14 protein-coding genes and 1 other RNA gene are annotated in these 13,852 nt (G+C 68.5%); 8 read left to right on the top strand and 7 right to left on the bottom strand.

Features of this window, described 5'->3' with window-relative positions; translation table 11 throughout:
- Positions 1–562: 562 nt before the first annotated feature.
- Positions 563–1,432, bottom strand: a complete 870-nt coding sequence (locus tag ACFXKN_RS23900) for an SURF1 family protein (protein ID WP_379433861.1) — start codon at positions 1,430–1,432, stop codon at positions 563–565.
- The gene (locus ACFXKN_RS23895; RefSeq protein ID WP_378974603.1) at positions 1,432–1,935 is read right to left on the bottom strand and encodes a low molecular weight protein-tyrosine-phosphatase; all 504 of its coding nucleotides are present in this window, start codon (positions 1,933–1,935) and stop codon (positions 1,432–1,434) included. The genes ACFXKN_RS23900 and ACFXKN_RS23895 overlap by 1 nt, the downstream gene beginning before the upstream one ends.
- A 71-nt stretch (positions 1,936–2,006) precedes the next feature.
- Between ACFXKN_RS23895 and ACFXKN_RS23890 the strand changes: the two genes are divergently transcribed.
- The 5 genes from ACFXKN_RS23890 (at position 2,007) to ACFXKN_RS23870 (ending at position 7,211) form a co-directional block, all read left to right on the top strand.
- Complete coding sequence (locus ACFXKN_RS23890; RefSeq protein ID WP_379433886.1) at positions 2,007–3,221, top strand: pyridoxal phosphate-dependent aminotransferase; 1,215 nt, start codon at positions 2,007–2,009, stop codon at positions 3,219–3,221.
- 40 nt (positions 3,222–3,261) lie between these two features.
- A complete protein-coding gene (locus ACFXKN_RS23885; protein ID WP_379433860.1) occupies positions 3,262–4,377 on the top strand; it encodes a Nif3-like dinuclear metal center hexameric protein in 1,116 nt (371 codons plus the stop codon).
- A gap of 120 nt (positions 4,378–4,497) precedes the next feature.
- The gene (locus ACFXKN_RS23880) at positions 4,498–5,235 is read left to right on the top strand and encodes a zinc ribbon domain-containing protein (RefSeq protein WP_378974618.1); all 738 of its coding nucleotides are present in this window, start codon (positions 4,498–4,500) and stop codon (positions 5,233–5,235) included.
- A gap of 16 nt (positions 5,236–5,251) precedes the next feature.
- Complete coding sequence (locus ACFXKN_RS23875; RefSeq protein WP_379433859.1) at positions 5,252–6,382, top strand: bifunctional RNase H/acid phosphatase; 1,131 nt, start codon at positions 5,252–5,254, stop codon at positions 6,380–6,382.
- Positions 6,383–6,521: 139 nt separating this feature from the next.
- The gene (locus ACFXKN_RS23870) at positions 6,522–7,211 is read left to right on the top strand and encodes a hypothetical protein (RefSeq protein ID WP_378974625.1); all 690 of its coding nucleotides are present in this window, start codon (positions 6,522–6,524) and stop codon (positions 7,209–7,211) included.
- 104 nt (positions 7,212–7,315) lie between these two features.
- On the opposite strand, the gene ACFXKN_RS23865 is transcribed toward ACFXKN_RS23870, so the two are convergent.
- The gene (locus ACFXKN_RS23865; protein WP_378974631.1) at positions 7,316–8,203 is read right to left on the bottom strand and encodes an alpha/beta hydrolase; all 888 of its coding nucleotides are present in this window, start codon (positions 8,201–8,203) and stop codon (positions 7,316–7,318) included.
- A gap of 36 nt (positions 8,204–8,239) precedes the next feature.
- Here ACFXKN_RS23865 and rnpB point away from each other — a divergent pair.
- An RNA gene (gene rnpB / locus ACFXKN_RS23860) (RNase P RNA component class A) lies at positions 8,240–8,647 on the top strand.
- A 63-nt stretch (positions 8,648–8,710) separates the two neighbouring features.
- On the opposite strand, the gene ACFXKN_RS23855 is transcribed toward rnpB, so the two are convergent.
- Positions 8,711–9,076, bottom strand: a complete 366-nt coding sequence (locus tag ACFXKN_RS23855) for a hypothetical protein (RefSeq protein ID WP_378974636.1) — start codon at positions 9,074–9,076, stop codon at positions 8,711–8,713.
- Positions 9,077–9,490: 414 nt separating this feature from the next.
- Between ACFXKN_RS23855 and ACFXKN_RS23850 the strand changes: the two genes are divergently transcribed.
- Positions 9,491–9,823 (top strand): hypothetical protein, encoded by a 333-nt coding sequence (locus tag ACFXKN_RS23850; RefSeq protein ID WP_056821111.1) that lies wholly within the window; start codon positions 9,491–9,493, stop codon positions 9,821–9,823.
- Positions 9,824–9,896: 73 nt separating this feature from the next.
- The gene (locus ACFXKN_RS23845; protein ID WP_379433885.1) at positions 9,897–11,324 is read left to right on the top strand and encodes an RNB domain-containing ribonuclease; all 1,428 of its coding nucleotides are present in this window, start codon (positions 9,897–9,899) and stop codon (positions 11,322–11,324) included.
- 10 nt (positions 11,325–11,334) lie between these two features.
- On the opposite strand, the gene ACFXKN_RS23840 is transcribed toward ACFXKN_RS23845, so the two are convergent.
- From ACFXKN_RS23840 to ACFXKN_RS23830, 3 genes are read right to left on the bottom strand one after another with little or no spacing between them, the layout of a single operon-like run.
- Positions 11,335–12,192 carry a CHAD domain-containing protein gene (locus ACFXKN_RS23840; protein WP_379433858.1) on the bottom strand — a complete coding sequence of 286 codons (858 nt, stop codon included), beginning with the start codon at positions 12,190–12,192 and terminating at the stop codon, positions 11,335–11,337.
- A gap of 4 nt (positions 12,193–12,196) precedes the next feature.
- Positions 12,197–13,159, bottom strand: a complete 963-nt coding sequence (pip, locus tag ACFXKN_RS23835; protein ID WP_379433857.1) for a prolyl aminopeptidase — start codon at positions 13,157–13,159, stop codon at positions 12,197–12,199.
- Positions 13,159–13,575, bottom strand: a complete 417-nt coding sequence (locus ACFXKN_RS23830) for a hypothetical protein (RefSeq protein WP_378974651.1) — start codon at positions 13,573–13,575, stop codon at positions 13,159–13,161. Before ACFXKN_RS23830 ends, pip begins: the two co-directional genes overlap by 1 nt.
- Positions 13,576–13,852: the final 277 nt, after the last annotated feature.

The following is a 13,852-nucleotide window of genomic DNA, read 5'->3' as shown; positions in this document are numbered from 1 at the left end:
CGGTAGTCCCGGGCTGTATACGCTGTGTTTTTGGCGCGCTGGCGCGCGCGTGTCCGCGGCCCTGAGGGCCGCCGGTTAGCGCTCGAGACTAGAGCCTTCGGCTCAGCGCTTTCGAGCGCTAACCGGCGACCCGGCCGCGGACCGGCCACTGCGTGGCCGCCGCTCCCCAGGGGTCGCGGGTGGGGGTTGGGAGTGCGGTCATGGCGGATTTGGGGTGTGCGGTGGGGCTGGGAGTGCGGTAGGGCTGCGGGCTTCGGGGTGTGTGGTGTGGTTGGGGGTGCGGTAGGGCTGCGGGCTTCGGGGTGTGTGGTGTGGTTGGGGGTGCGGTAGGGCTGCGGGCTTCGGGGTGTGCGGTGGGGTTGGGAGTGCTGTAGGGCGGACTTGGGGCGCACGGTGTGATCGGGGGTGGTGGCTTGGGTGCGGTGGGACGCGTCCAGCTGATCAGGTGAGCACATGGGTAACTCCCCAACTACCTCCCTCCTATTGCGCGGATGACGCAAGGCCGAGAGCTGACAGTCGAGCTACCGGACGACCCGCTGAATATTCGGGGAGGCGGAGGAGATCAGGTGCGGCCGTAGCGGTCGGCTAGGCGGGCTTCGGTGGTCGGTTGGGTGGTGGCCGCGGGGTCGGTCGTTGGAGTGGGTGGGGGGTTTGCCGGCGCGGACGGTTGGGCTCGGTCTCGGCGGCGGGCTCGGAGTTCGGCTACTACGAAATAGCCGAGGCCGAGGGGGGCCATCAGGCCGAAGGCGAGCCATTGGAGGCCGTAGGAGAGGTAGGGGCCTGCGTCGAGTTGGGGGAGGGGGGTGGGGGTGAAGGCACCTGGTTGGTCGGTGGCCAGTTGGAGGTAGCCGCCCTTGTCGGTGCCGGTCGGGATGGGGGTCAGGGGGGTGCCGAGGACGGTGGATTCCTGGGTGGTGTCGACCGTGTACACCTGGCGGTAGCCGTCTTGCGTGGTGGGAGTCTTGTCGGGGACTACGCCTTCGGAGGCTCGAACTCGGGCTTCGATGCGTTGCGGGCCCGCGGGTGGGTCAGCTATCGCGGGTGGGCGGGTGCCGTCTACGGAGGCGACCAGGCCGCGGTCCACCAGGAGGGTGCGGCCGTCGTCGAGGCGGAAGGCGGCGAGGACCGCGTAACCGGGGGCGCCGTCGAGGTGGCGTAGCCGGACCAGGACGGTCGACTCGGGGACAAAGGTGCCGGTCGCGGTCACCTTGCGCCATTCGGTGTGGGTGCTGGTGTCGCCGTCCAGAACATCGGTCACGGCTACGGGGTCGGCTTGCACGGAGTCGGCGATCAGCTGGTTGCGGTGTTCGGTGCTGTCGTTCTTGCCGAGCTGCCATGGCGCCAGGACGGTGAAGCACAGGTAGGCGAACGCGGCGACGATCACCGCGAGGATCAGCCAGCTGGGGCGCAGCAGGAAGGTGAGCTTGCGCATCAGAGCGGCACGTCGGCGGTGTTGCGCGCGTCGAGTTCGGCGTGGACCCAGTCCAGCAGGCCGGGGATGGCGGCCTCGATCTGGTCGCGAACCAGGTCGAAGTCGGACTGGTCGCCGTAGTACGGGTCCGGCACGTCGGAGCCGTCGGCGGCGGGGTCGAAGCTGCGCAGCAGCCTGCGCTGCTCGGTGGGGACGCCGCGGTGCGCGAGCTCGCGATCGTGCCCGGTGTCCAAGGCGATGATCAGGTCGGCGTCACTGTGCTCGGGACCGAAGGTCGCCGCGGTGTGCTCGGTCGGGTAGCCGGCGCGGCGCAGGGTGGCCTCGGTGCGCGGGTCGGCTCCATCGCCGACATGCCACGAACCTGTCCCGGCGCTGCTCACTCGCACCCGGTTCGCGAGACCGGCTCGGTAGAGATGCGCCTCGAACATCTTCGCGGCCATCGGTGACCGGCAGATATTGCCTGTGCAAATGAACGAGACATGTAGTGGACCCACGGGAGCCATTGTCGCCCGTGACGCCGAATCGCCGCCACGTAGGGTGTTCAGTTGTGCTCGAGGACTCCGTCGACCCCGCGATGTTGCGCCACCACGGCGACGTGGAGGCACGCCCTGGCATGCTCGATTTCGCGGTGAACGTCCAGGGCGTCGCCCCACCCGACTGGCTGCGCGACCGCCTCGCCGCCCGTCTCACCGATCTCGGCCGCTACCCGAGTTCCGACGACGAACACACCGCCCGCGTCGCCGTCGCCGCCCGCCACGGCCGCGCGCCGGACGAAGTACTGCTGCTGGCGGGCGCCGCCGAGGGGTTCGCGATGCTGCCCCGCCTGGCACCCCGCCTCGCCGCCGTCATCCACCCGTCCTTCACCGAGCCCGAACTGGCGCTGCGCGAGGCAGGCGTCCCGGTCACCCGGGTGATCCTGGAACGGCCCTACACCCTCGACCCGACCCTGGTCCCCGAGGAAGCCGACCTCGTGGTCGTCGGCAACCCCACCAACCCCACCTCGATCCTGCATCCCGCCGAGACGATTCAGGCACTTCGCCGCCCCGGCCGGATCGTCGTGATCGACGAAGCCTTCGCCGACGCGGTCGTTGATCGGTGCTCGCACTCCGGCGAGAGCACCTCGCGCCGGTCGCCGGCCGGCTCGACCGGCATTGATGGCGCGTCGGATAGCCGTCTGTTCGGTCAGCACAGAGCCGACGCTGGTGATCCGGCCGACGTTCGATCCGGTGGCATCGCGGATACGCGCTCGGGTGGGAATCTCCCCGATGCGAGTCCGATCGGCCGCGTCGTTTCGGGTGAGCCAGAGTCGTTGGCCGGTCTTTCGGCGCCCGATGTCATCGTTTTGCGCAGCCTCACAAAAACGTGGGCGCTGGCCGGTTTGCGTTGTGGCTACGCCCTCGGTGCTCCCGAAGTCCTGGCTCGGCTGACCCATGGCCGCCCGCACTGGCCGCTCGGCACCCTCCAGCTCGAGGCGATCATCGCCACCGCCGAACCCTCCGCTGTCGCCGAATCCCGGCAGCACGCGCACCGCATCGCCGCTGACCGCACCGCGATGATCGACCGCCTCACCGCGCTGGGCCTCGACGTCCACACCCCGGCCACCGGGCCCTTCCTCCTCCTGCGTGTCCCCGACGGCGCGCTGCTGCGCAAGCGCCTCGCCGACCGCGGCATCGCAGTCCGCCGCGCCGACACCTTCCCCGGACTCGGTCCCGACCACCTCCGCGTAGCGGTTCGTGGTGCCGCCGAAGTCGACCGGTTGATCGACGCTCTGAACGCAGCACTGTGGTGACCCCGACAAAGACCATTCCCACGCGACGAAGGAGGCGGCGGTGACCGACCTGGCCGAACTGATCGGGGTGCTCGACGCGGCGTACCCGCCGAGACTGGCCGAATCGTGGGATTCGGTGGGGCTCGTCTGTGGTGACCCCGGACAGAAGGTCACCAAGGTGGTGTTCGCCGTCGACGCGACCGCCGCGGTTGTCGACGAGGCGATCGGTTGGGGCGCACAGGCTTTGGTCGTCCATCATCCGCTGCTGTTGCGCGGGGTCGACACCGTCGCCGCCGATACGCCGAAAGGCGCTCTGCTGCACCGGTTGATCCGATCCGGCTGCGCCCTGTTCTCCGCCCACACCAACGCCGACTCCGCCGACCCGGGTGTCTCCGATGCGCTCGCCGCGGCCGTCGGCCTCACCGTCACCGGCCCGTTGGATCCCAAACCGATTGCCTCCGTGGATAAATGGGTCATCCAGGTGCCCCAGACCCACACGGCTTCCTTGATGTCGGCCTTGTTCACCGCGGGCGCGGGCGCGATCGGCGACTACCGCGAAGCCGCCTGGTACACGGCGGGCACCGGCCAATTCCTGCCGATCGCGGGCGCCAACCCTGCGATCGGCGCGATCGGCACGGTCGAAAGGCTCACCGAGGACGCCGTCGAGGTGGTCGCGCCCCCGACCTCCCGCCTCGCAGTCCTCGCGGCCCTGCGCGCCGCCCACCCCTACGAGGAACCCGCCTACCACGTCACCGAACGCGCACCCCTGCCGTCGTCACTCGGCATCGGCCGCATCGGCGAACTCCCACAGCCCGAGACCCTGCGCGAATTCACCGCCCGCGTCGGCGTCGGGCTGCCCCGCACCGTCTGGGGTGTGCGCGCCGCGGGTGATCCGGAACGCATCATCGAACGCGTAGCCGTCTGCGGCGGCGCGGGTGATTCCTACCTCGACAAAGCCATCCGCGCCGGCGTCGACGCCTACCTCACCTCCGACCTGCGCCACCACCCCGTCGACGAACACCTCCGCCGCGGCGGCCCCGCCCTCATCGACGCCGCCCACTGGGCCACCGAATTCCCCTGGTGTGGCCAGGCCGAACAGTTCGTCAACACCGCCCTGCCCGCGGTGCAGACCCGCGTCTGCACGCTGCGCACCGACCCGTGGACGGTCAGCGGCTAGTTTCTCGCCGCCGGGATCGGTGAGGTTCGGCGATGTCTCGGGTCATGGCGTGATCACACCCTGCGGCGCGGTACGGTTGATCGATCCATCCGTCCACTGTGTTGTAGGAGTTCGTGCGCGTTGAATGTCGAACCGTCGGTCCAGACCAAGCTGTTGCAGCTCGCAGGTGTCGATGCCGAGTTGACGCGCATCGCCCATCGCCGTTCCGCGCTGCCCGAGCAGCAGGAAGTGGCACGACTGGCGGCCGAGCGCAACGGCTACAAGGACGCGGCCGTGGCGGTGGAGATCGGCATCGACGATCTGGACCGCGACATCCGCAAGCTGGAGGGTGAGGTCGACGCCGTCCGCAAGCGCGAGGACCGCGACCGCGGCATGCTCACCGCGGGCACCGTCGCCGCCAAGCAGCTCTCCGAGATCCAGCACGAACTGGGCAGCCTGGAGCGTCGCCGCTCGGTGCTCGAGGACGAGCTGCTGACCGTGATGGAACAGCGTGAGGCGATGCTCGCCGACCACGACCACGCGGGTGCGCGGCTCAGCAAGGCCGACCACGACCTCGAAGACGCCGAACGCCTGCGCGATGAGGCGATGGCCGATCTCGAAGTGGCGCAGCAGCGTTGCGAGAAGGATCGCTCCGAGCTGATCGGCCTGTTCCCCGCCGACCTGATCGCCGTCTACGACAAGCAGCGCGCGGCGCACGGTGTCGGCGCGGCCTTGTTGCAGGCTCGCCGCTGCGGCGCCTGCCGGATCGAGATCGACCGCGGCGAGATGCAGCGCATCGCCAAGGCCGCGCCCGACGCGGTCCTGCGCTGCCCGGAGTGCAGCGCGATCATGGTGCGTACCAAGGAATCGGGGCTGTGATCGCGGCGGTGCGCCGATGAGCGAGGTGATCGTCGAAGCCGACGGTGGCTCGCGCGGCAATCCCGGCCCGGCCGGTTACGGCGCGGTGGTGTTCGCCGCCGATCACGTGCGGGTGCTCGCCGAACGCAAGGAGTTCATCGGCGTCGCCACCAACAATGTGGCCGAATACCGTGGTCTCATCGCGGGTTTGGCGGCTTCGGCCGAATTGGGCGCGCGGGTTGTCACGGTGCGCATGGATTCCAAACTCGTCGTCGAACAGATGTCGGGACGCTGGAAGATCAAGCACGCCTCGATGATTCCGCTCGCCGAGCAGGCGCGGGCACTGGTCGCCGGATTCGATCGGGTGAGCTTCACCTGGATTCCGCGCGCCGAGAACGCACACGCCGACCGGCTCGCGAACGAGGCGATGGACGACGGTGAGCTCACCGCGACCGTGCGCGAGGCCGTCGCCGCCGGACATGCCGCCGGTGATGAAGTCGCGGTGCCGAAATCGGCTGACGCGATCAAGTTTACGCCCGGCTGGACCGGCGCCGTCGGCAAGCCGACCCGGTTGCTGCTGCTGCGTCACGGCCAGACCGCGCTGTCGGTGGAGCGCCGCTACTCCGGCCGTGGCAACCCGCCGCTGACCGACCTCGGTCGCGAACAGGTCGAGCGTGCCGCGAAAATGCTTGCCGCCAAAGGCGATATCGCCGCCGTGGTGAGCTCCCCACTGCAGCGGGCCCGTTCCACCGCCGAAGCCGCCGCGGCCGCCCTCGATGTGCCGCTGCGCATTCTCGACGGCCTCACCGAGACCGACTTCGGTGACTGGGAAGGTCTCACCTTCGCCGAAGCCGCCCAGAGCGATCCGATCCTGCACCGCGACTGGCTCGGCGACCCCTCGATTCCCGCACCCGGCGGCGAGAGTTTCGATCAGGTGCGCGAACGCGTCGAAGGGGTGCGCCGCGATCTGGTCGCGCTGTACCCGGGCCAGAACGTGGTGGTGGTCAGCCACGTGACCCCGATCAAAACCCTGTTGCAGTTGGCCCTTGGTGTCGGCCCGTCGCTGCTGTACCGCCTGCACCTCGACCTCGCGTCGCTGTGCGTCGCCGAGTTCTATCCCGATGGTGGCGCCTCGGTGCGCCTGGTGAACGACACCTCATACCTGTGAGCTAGCCGGTCCTCGCCCGGGCGCGGTACGGTCGCCCCGGCGCACGGTCGGCGTAACGACGACGCCGCATTGCCCGACAGATTCTCGGGCGTGCGGATGCGCGGCCACACAGGAAAGGTACTTGATGAGGTTTCTACGGATGGCGGCGTTTGCGGCGGCCATCGCGGGGGTGCTCACCGCGTCCGCGGGTGCGGGTAGCGTGACGGCCGACCCGAGCGTGGTGCTCGGCGCGGCTTCGGGCATCGTCTTCGACAACAACTCCGGTTGTTCGCTCACGGCCATCGGCCACGACGGGGCGGGCCGCCTCGTCGGTCTCACCGCGGGACATTGCGCGCCGACCGGCTCGCGCGTCGGCGCCGAGCAGGCGCTCGCAGCAGGCGTGATCGGTACCGTCGCGTACTCCGACGACGGCGACTACCTGGATTTCGCTGTGCTGCAACTGGATGCGTCGAAGGTGCTGCCGGTGCGCACCATCGGCCAGACCACCGTCGCGGGTATCGGTGGCGCGCCCGGCCCCGGTGCCACGGTGTGCTCGGACGGCCGCACCAGCGGTCGCAGCTGCGGCATGGTGTGGGGTGAACTCGAAGGCACCTCCATCAACCAGTACTGCTCGCAGCCAGGCGATTCCGGCGGACCCGTCGTCGTGGGCGACCGTCTCGTCGGCATGAACCAGGGCCGCCTCACCGGCCTCGGTCCCGTCGACTTCGACGTCCCCTGCACCGGTGGCGCCAACCCGATCCACTCACCCGCCTACTTCCAGCCCATTCAGGTGATCCTGGACGTGCTCAACCGCGCAGGCGGCGTAGGCGCGGGCTTCCAGCCCATCTGATCCACCCGCGAAACCACAAGGGCTCAGCACCATTTCGGTGCTGAGCCCTTCGTGCCTGTTCCATCACTCCATGGTGCCCCACTGCCATGGCGTATCCGGGCGGTTCAGGGGCGAAGGACCGACACCAGGAAGTCGGTCTGGTCGCGCACTACCTGCTCGAAGACATCATCGAAGTACACATCGAAGTGGCCGACCGGATACTGCTTGACCACAGCGTGTTTGGTGCGTTGGGCGGCCTTGCGGGTCGGCCCGGCGGGGGCGATCGAGTCGTTTTCGGCGATCGCGTAGAAGACGGGGACCTTCAGGGATTTGGCGCGGCGGCCGGGGGAGTCGAACAGAGTCGAGAAGGCAATGCGGGCACCGACTTTGGGGTCGTAGCTGTCGCTCTCCTCGGCGAGTCGGCCGAAGCCCTCCGGTACGTCGGTGGCGCTCATCAACGCCGCGGAGCGTTTGCGCCCGGCTAGTCGGATGCGGATGGGTTTGCGGCGGATCGGGCCGATGAGCAGGTCGGTGGCCGCGATGGTGGCGACCTTGGTCAGGCTGATCGGGCCCTTCGTCATCGACGATGCCCACCCGCTGGTGAACGGCACCTGGGCCACCACCGCGGCCAGGTAATCGTCGTCGGGCGCCACCGCGAGCACGTGCCCACCGCCGAAGGAGGTGCCCCACAGCGCGATCCGGGTGGCATCGAAGCCACGGATGCTGCGTGCGTAGGCGATTGCGGCCTTCCAGTCCTGCCGCTGACGGGCGATGTTGAGTACCTGGCGAGGCGAACCCTCACTGGCACCGAAATTTCGGTAGTCGAAGGCAAGCACCCCCATTCCCGCGGCGACGAACCGCCGCGCATACCGATCCAAGCCCATCTCGCGGGTGGCCCCGAGCCCGTGTCCCATGATCACCAACGGCCGCGGCCGTGGCGCACCGTCGGGCAGGTAGAGCCACGCGGCGCACTGCTGGTCACCCGAGGGGAAACTGACGTCGACACGTTCCATGAGTCAATACCGTAGCGAGTACTCTGTACCGGCGGGTGAGTCGGTCGGGCGACCGCGGTAACGGGAACGGGCACCAACAGTGCCGCTGCCCGGTACCGAGGAAAGTCCGGACTCCACAGAGCAGGGCGGTTGTTAACGGCAACCCGGGGTGACCCGCGGGACAGTGCCACAGAGAACAGACCGCCGCACGCGAGTGCGGTAAGGGTGAAACGGTGCGGTAAGAGCGCACCAGCGCCCCGGGTGACCGGGGCGGCTAGGTAAACCCCGCCCGGAGCAAGGTCAAAGGTCGCATCGGCAACGGTGCGGCTGCGCAGGTGTTCGAGGGCTGCTCGCCCGAGCCTGCGGGTGGACCGCTCGAGGCACCCGGCAACGGTGTGTCCAGATGGATGGTCGCCCCCCGATGCGAATCGGGGACAGGATCCGGCTTACAGGCCGGCTCGCCCGCCCACGAAACGAGAAGGCGGCGGTTCCCACCGGGAACCGCCGCCTCGCTTCGCCGCACAGGGCTCAGCACATCAGCTTGGACATCTGGTAGACGGCCGTGGCCTCTTCGGTGGTCGCGGCGGTGTCGCCGTTCTTGGCCGCCGCGAGGATCGTGGCAATGGTGTCGGCCTCGGACTTGCCCGCCTTGATCTCGGAGCAGGAATGGTTCAGCACCGCGGCCACGGCGGCGTCGTCACGCCCCTGCGCCAGCTTGGGGAAGGCGTTGCGGTAGCTCACCACGAACATGCCCGCCTTGCTGGCTTCGACCTGGAAGGCGGGCGCGGGGGTGGTGGAGGGGGCGCCGGCGGAGGAAGAGTCGTCGCTGCAGCCGGCCAGAAGCAGGGCGAAGACGGAGGCGCTGGCCGCGATGGCGGCGGTAGTTCTACTCACGCAGCGGGATGCTAGCGGCCCAGGAAACACGCCGCTTCCCCTGTGGTTATCGGGAAGCGGCATGTTCTGGATCGAAGCGGTGAGCTACCCCGGGTTAATCGCCAGCAGATGCGCCCAATAGCTGGCCGCGTCCGGTCCGAGGATCGGCGACAGGTAATCGAAAATCAGCCACGACATACGTTCGCAAACTCCCATTTATCGACGTGAGTGCCGCACAACCCGGCAGCTGCCGAGTGCGCCGCCGCCACAGTAACAATTGCCCGCGATGTCGCCGCGCTCGTGTGTCTTGACGGCGAAATTGCGCTGGAACTCGCCGGGAACGTGAGCGAGGTCATAGAGTGATCGCCGTCGGCAGGGCTCGCTGCCACTTCCTCGGGCCCAACACATTCGATCGCGGAAGCAGGTCACATTTACATGCGGGTAGTTCGTTCCATTGTCGCCGGTGCACTGATCGCCGGAGCCGCTGCGGTTTTCGCAACGCTTGGTGCCGGTTCGGCGAGCGCGGTCGCGGTGACCCCGCTCGCAGGCGGGGTGCAGGTCGACCTCAGCCCGGCTGATACCGCCTGGGTGCACCAGTCCCGATTCGGCCTGACCGTGGCCGGTCTGCCGCATCCGTCGGCGGCCTCGTTCGGTCAGGCACTCGACGCGGCCGCGACCGTGTCCTCGGCCGTCCCCAACGGCCGGGTCACTTTCACGGTGTACGGCCCGCTCGATCAGCTCAACGGCACCATGCTCGCTCTGAAGTAGGACTCGCTACTCTGCGAAGATGGACTTCGAACACAGGACGAGTAGTTCGCCGGATCGGGGTCGGACCATTGGTCTGCAACTCCATCAGCGGATCGTCTCGGCGCCGGTCGACTTCGGCGCCATCCGTTCCGAATTCGGACTGGCCTCGGAATATCCGACCGAGGCCGTCTCCGAAGCCCGCGACGCGGTAGACGCGTTCGCGGGCACCCGGGTCGATCGGACCGATATCGAGTTCGTGACCATCGACCCGCCCAGCGCGCTGGATCTGGACCAGGCGCTGCATATCGAACGCACTCCCACCGGCTTCACCCTGCATTACGCGATCGCGGATCTCGGTGCGGTGATCGTGCCGGGCAGCGCGCTCGCCGCGGAGGCCGAAGTGCGCGGGCAAACTTTCTATCTGCCCGACGGCAATGTCGCGCTGCATCCGACGGTGCTGTCCGAGGGCACCGCGAGTCTGCTGCCCGGTGTCGACCGGCCTGCCGCGTTGTGGACCATCGAGCTCGACAATGGTGCTGTGCCGCTGAGCTTTTCGGTGACGCGCGCGTTGGTGCGCTCTCGGGAGCGGTTCGATTACGCGCAGGTGCAGGCCGCCGCCGACGCTGGAACATTGCATCCGTCGTTGACCGCGCTGCCCGAATTCGGGCGGCTGCGGATCGAGGCGGGGTTCGAACAAGGTGCTATCTCGCTGCGTTTGCCCGCGCAGGAAGTGGTTCCCGACGGTGACGGTTGGCGCCTGCAGTTGGAGCCGCGGACCGCCGCCGACGACTGGAACGAGCAGGTCTCGCTGCTCACCGGAATGTGTGCTGCGCGAATCATGGTGGAGCACAATGGGATCGGCTTGCTGCGGACGATGCCACCGCCGCCGGGAAGCGCGATCGAATCGATGCGGCGCACGGCAGCGGCGTTGGGGGTCGACTGGCCTGCTGAGGTGCCGGTGGGGCGGATGCTCGCAGGGCTCGACGCGAATACGCCCGCGGCGCTGGTGTTGATGTCGGAAGCCACCGGATTGTTGCGTGGGGCGAGTTACACGCTGCTCGCCGAACTCGACGATCCGTCGCCGGAGCAGTTGACGCACAGTGCGATCGGGGCTCCATACGCGCATGTCACGGCGCCGCTGCGGCGGTTGGCCGATCGGTTCACCACCGAGATCTGCCTGGCGCACAGCGCGGGGGTCGAGGTGCCGCAGTGGGTGGTGGACGGGGTGAAGAGCGCTGCCGAGACGATGCGGCGCACGGACGCGGTGGCCAACAAGGTGGATCGTGCGTGCGTCGATCTGACCGAGGCCACTGTTCTCGCGCCTCGGGTCGGCACCGAGTTCGCTGCCGTGGTCTTGCGTGATGCCAACGGGTCCCGGCCCGCCGAGATCTTCGTCAGCGAACCGCCGATCCTCGCGCGATGCGAGGGGGAGCCGCCGGAAGGGGAGACGGTCGCGGTGCGGTTGGCTGTCGCTGACCCGGGAACTCGGACGATCGGGTTCGAATATGCCAGGGCGCGTTGATCGTTGGGGCCTAGATCGTCGCGGAGATGAAGGCAGCGGCTGCGGGGTAGTGGGCTATGGCGCGGCCCGCGGCCGCTTCTTCGGTGTCGGCCAGTAGTTCGTAGACGGTGGCCGCGGGGCCGTGCGTGTCTGTCCCCACGGCCAGGATGGCTTCGCGGGATTCGACGGCGTCTCGGTGGTCGCCGAGGACGGATTGCAGGCGTTTGGCGCGGGCGCCGAGGTCGGCGGCGTCAGGGCCGAGGACGGTGGTCGCGGCCTCGCAGGAATACCGTAAACGCTTGGCGCCCTTGCGGATGTCGTGGAGGAGCTCTACCCGGTCGGCGGGGGTGGCGGTGGGTTCGGCGAAGACCAGCTTGCGCAGGCGTTTGCGGTCGCGGCGCAGCACTCGGTCGAAGACGTCGGTTGCGTTGTCGCGGGCGAGTTCCGGTGTGAGTGGGGGATCGGTGCGCCAGGCTTTCAGGACTTTGCGCAGGCGGCGGTAGCGCTTGCCATCCAGTGCGCTCAGTACCTCCGCGTGGGCATCGGCGTAGGCCTGGCGGGAGGCGCCGACCAGGGAATCGGTGACCTCGGTCGGGACCGCGTCGTAGCCGGACAGCAGGTCGGTGAACCGCTCGGCGCGGACTTCGGCGTCGCGAGCCACGCCGAGCAGGTCGGCCAGCCATTTGAGCTCCGCTTCGGTGGCGGCGGCCTCGTCGGCGTCGAACAGCCTGCGGTAGGAGCGCAGGACGCTGCGCAGCCTGCGCGTGGCCACCCGCATCTGGTGCACCGAATCGTAGGCATCGGTGCGGACGTCGGGCTCGGCGGCGAACAGCCGGTCGATGTCCTCGCGTAGTGCCGCGACGACGGCTTTTCCGGCCTCGATCGCCATGGTGTCAGCCTCGCTTTCCGAACGTGTCGGTCGCCTCCACCAGGTGGTGGGTGATGCCTGGCTCGTGCGCGGTGTGCCCGGCGTCCTCGACGATGTGCAGGGTCGAGGACGGCCACGCAGTGTGCAGATCCCATGCGCTCACCGCGGGGCACACGATGTCGTGGCGGCCCTGCACGATCACGCCGGGGATGTCGGCGATCCGATCTATGTCTGCCAGCAACTGTCCCTCGTCGAGGAATCCGCCGTGGCGAAAGTAGTGGTTTTCGATCCGGGCGAAGGCGAGGGCGAAGCGTGCTTCGGCGGTTTCGGCGACCCGATCCGGTTGCGGGAGCAGGGAACTCGTCGCGCCCTCCCACGTCGACCAGGCGACCGCGGCATCGAGTGCGACCTGAGGATCGGGGGAGTGCAGCAGCCGGTGATACACCTCGACGAGGTCGTCGTCGCGTTCCTCGGCAGGCACCGGCGCCAGGAATTTCGCCCACTCGGCAGGGTAGACACTGCCCGCGGCACCGTTGTAGTACCAGTCGATTTCCTTGCGCCGCAACAAGAAGATGCCACGCAACACCAGTTCGGTCACCCGCTCGGGGTGCGCTTGCGCATACGCCAGACCGAGGGTCGACCCCCACGAACCGCCGAACACCTGCCAGCGCTCGATTCCGAGACGCATCCGCAGCGACTCCATATCGGCGATCAGGTTCGGCGTGGTGTTGGTGTCCAGTGCGGCGCCATCGGCGATGTGCGGCATGGACTTTCCGCAGCCGCGCTGATCGAACAGCACGATCTGGTACACGGCCGGGTCGAAGAATCGCCGCTGCAGTGGTCCGGTGGCGCCGCCGGGTCCGCCGTGCACGAACACCACCGGCTTGCCGTCGGGGTTGCCGCTGACCTCCCAGTACACCGACTGGCCGTCGCCGACGTCGAGGAGTCCCTGCTCGAACGGTTCGATCTCGGGGTAGAGGGTGCGCATCAGAACGCCAACCCCGCAGCGAGAGAGGGCAATTCGAGGGCGGTGAGCGCCTCGGTCCGTACCTCGGGGCAGCTTTCGGTGGTTACCCGGTCGATCATCGCCTTGTCGGCGAGCACGTGCCCATTGATGCCACCGTTGCGAAAACCCCAATCGTGCACCATGGCGTTGAGCGAAATCCTGCCGAGCGTCGGCCCCTGCACCCGGAAGTTCGACAGCTCGGGCCGGATCATGTCGCACAGCTGCGCGGCGGAGGACGGGCTGATCGTCAGAGTCCCAGCCGGAGTGGTCGTCGCCGTGGCCGAGGTGGTGGTGCCCGCACTGCCGGTCTGGGCGGGTTCCGCGCCTCCGCACGCAGTCAGCCCCGCGGCGACCGCGATCAACAGTGCAGAACGAGAAATCCAACGGGGTTGCGGCATCGATACCTCTGATAGTCGAAGTGTGTCGCTATCGAGTCTGCCAGTTGTGGTTTTGGTGCGCTGGGTTCGAAGGGCGGGGGCTGGGATTTTGGGTTCGGTAGTCCCAGACGGTTTGAGGCTGTGTTTATTGGCGCGCTGGCGCGCGCGTGTCCGCGGCCCCAAGGGGCCGCCGATCAGGGCTCGAGACTAACGCCTTCGGCGTAGCGCTTTCGAGCCCTGATCGGCGACCCGGCCGCGGACCGGCCACTTCGTGGCCGCCGCTCCCCAGGGGTCGCGG

Source organism: Nocardia sp. NPDC059195 (assembly GCF_042754695.1).
GTDB lineage: Bacteria > Actinomycetota > Actinomycetes > Mycobacteriales > Mycobacteriaceae > Nocardia.
Note: the sequence above shows the minus strand (reverse complement) of the source record. Positions and strands in the feature narration are given on the sequence as shown.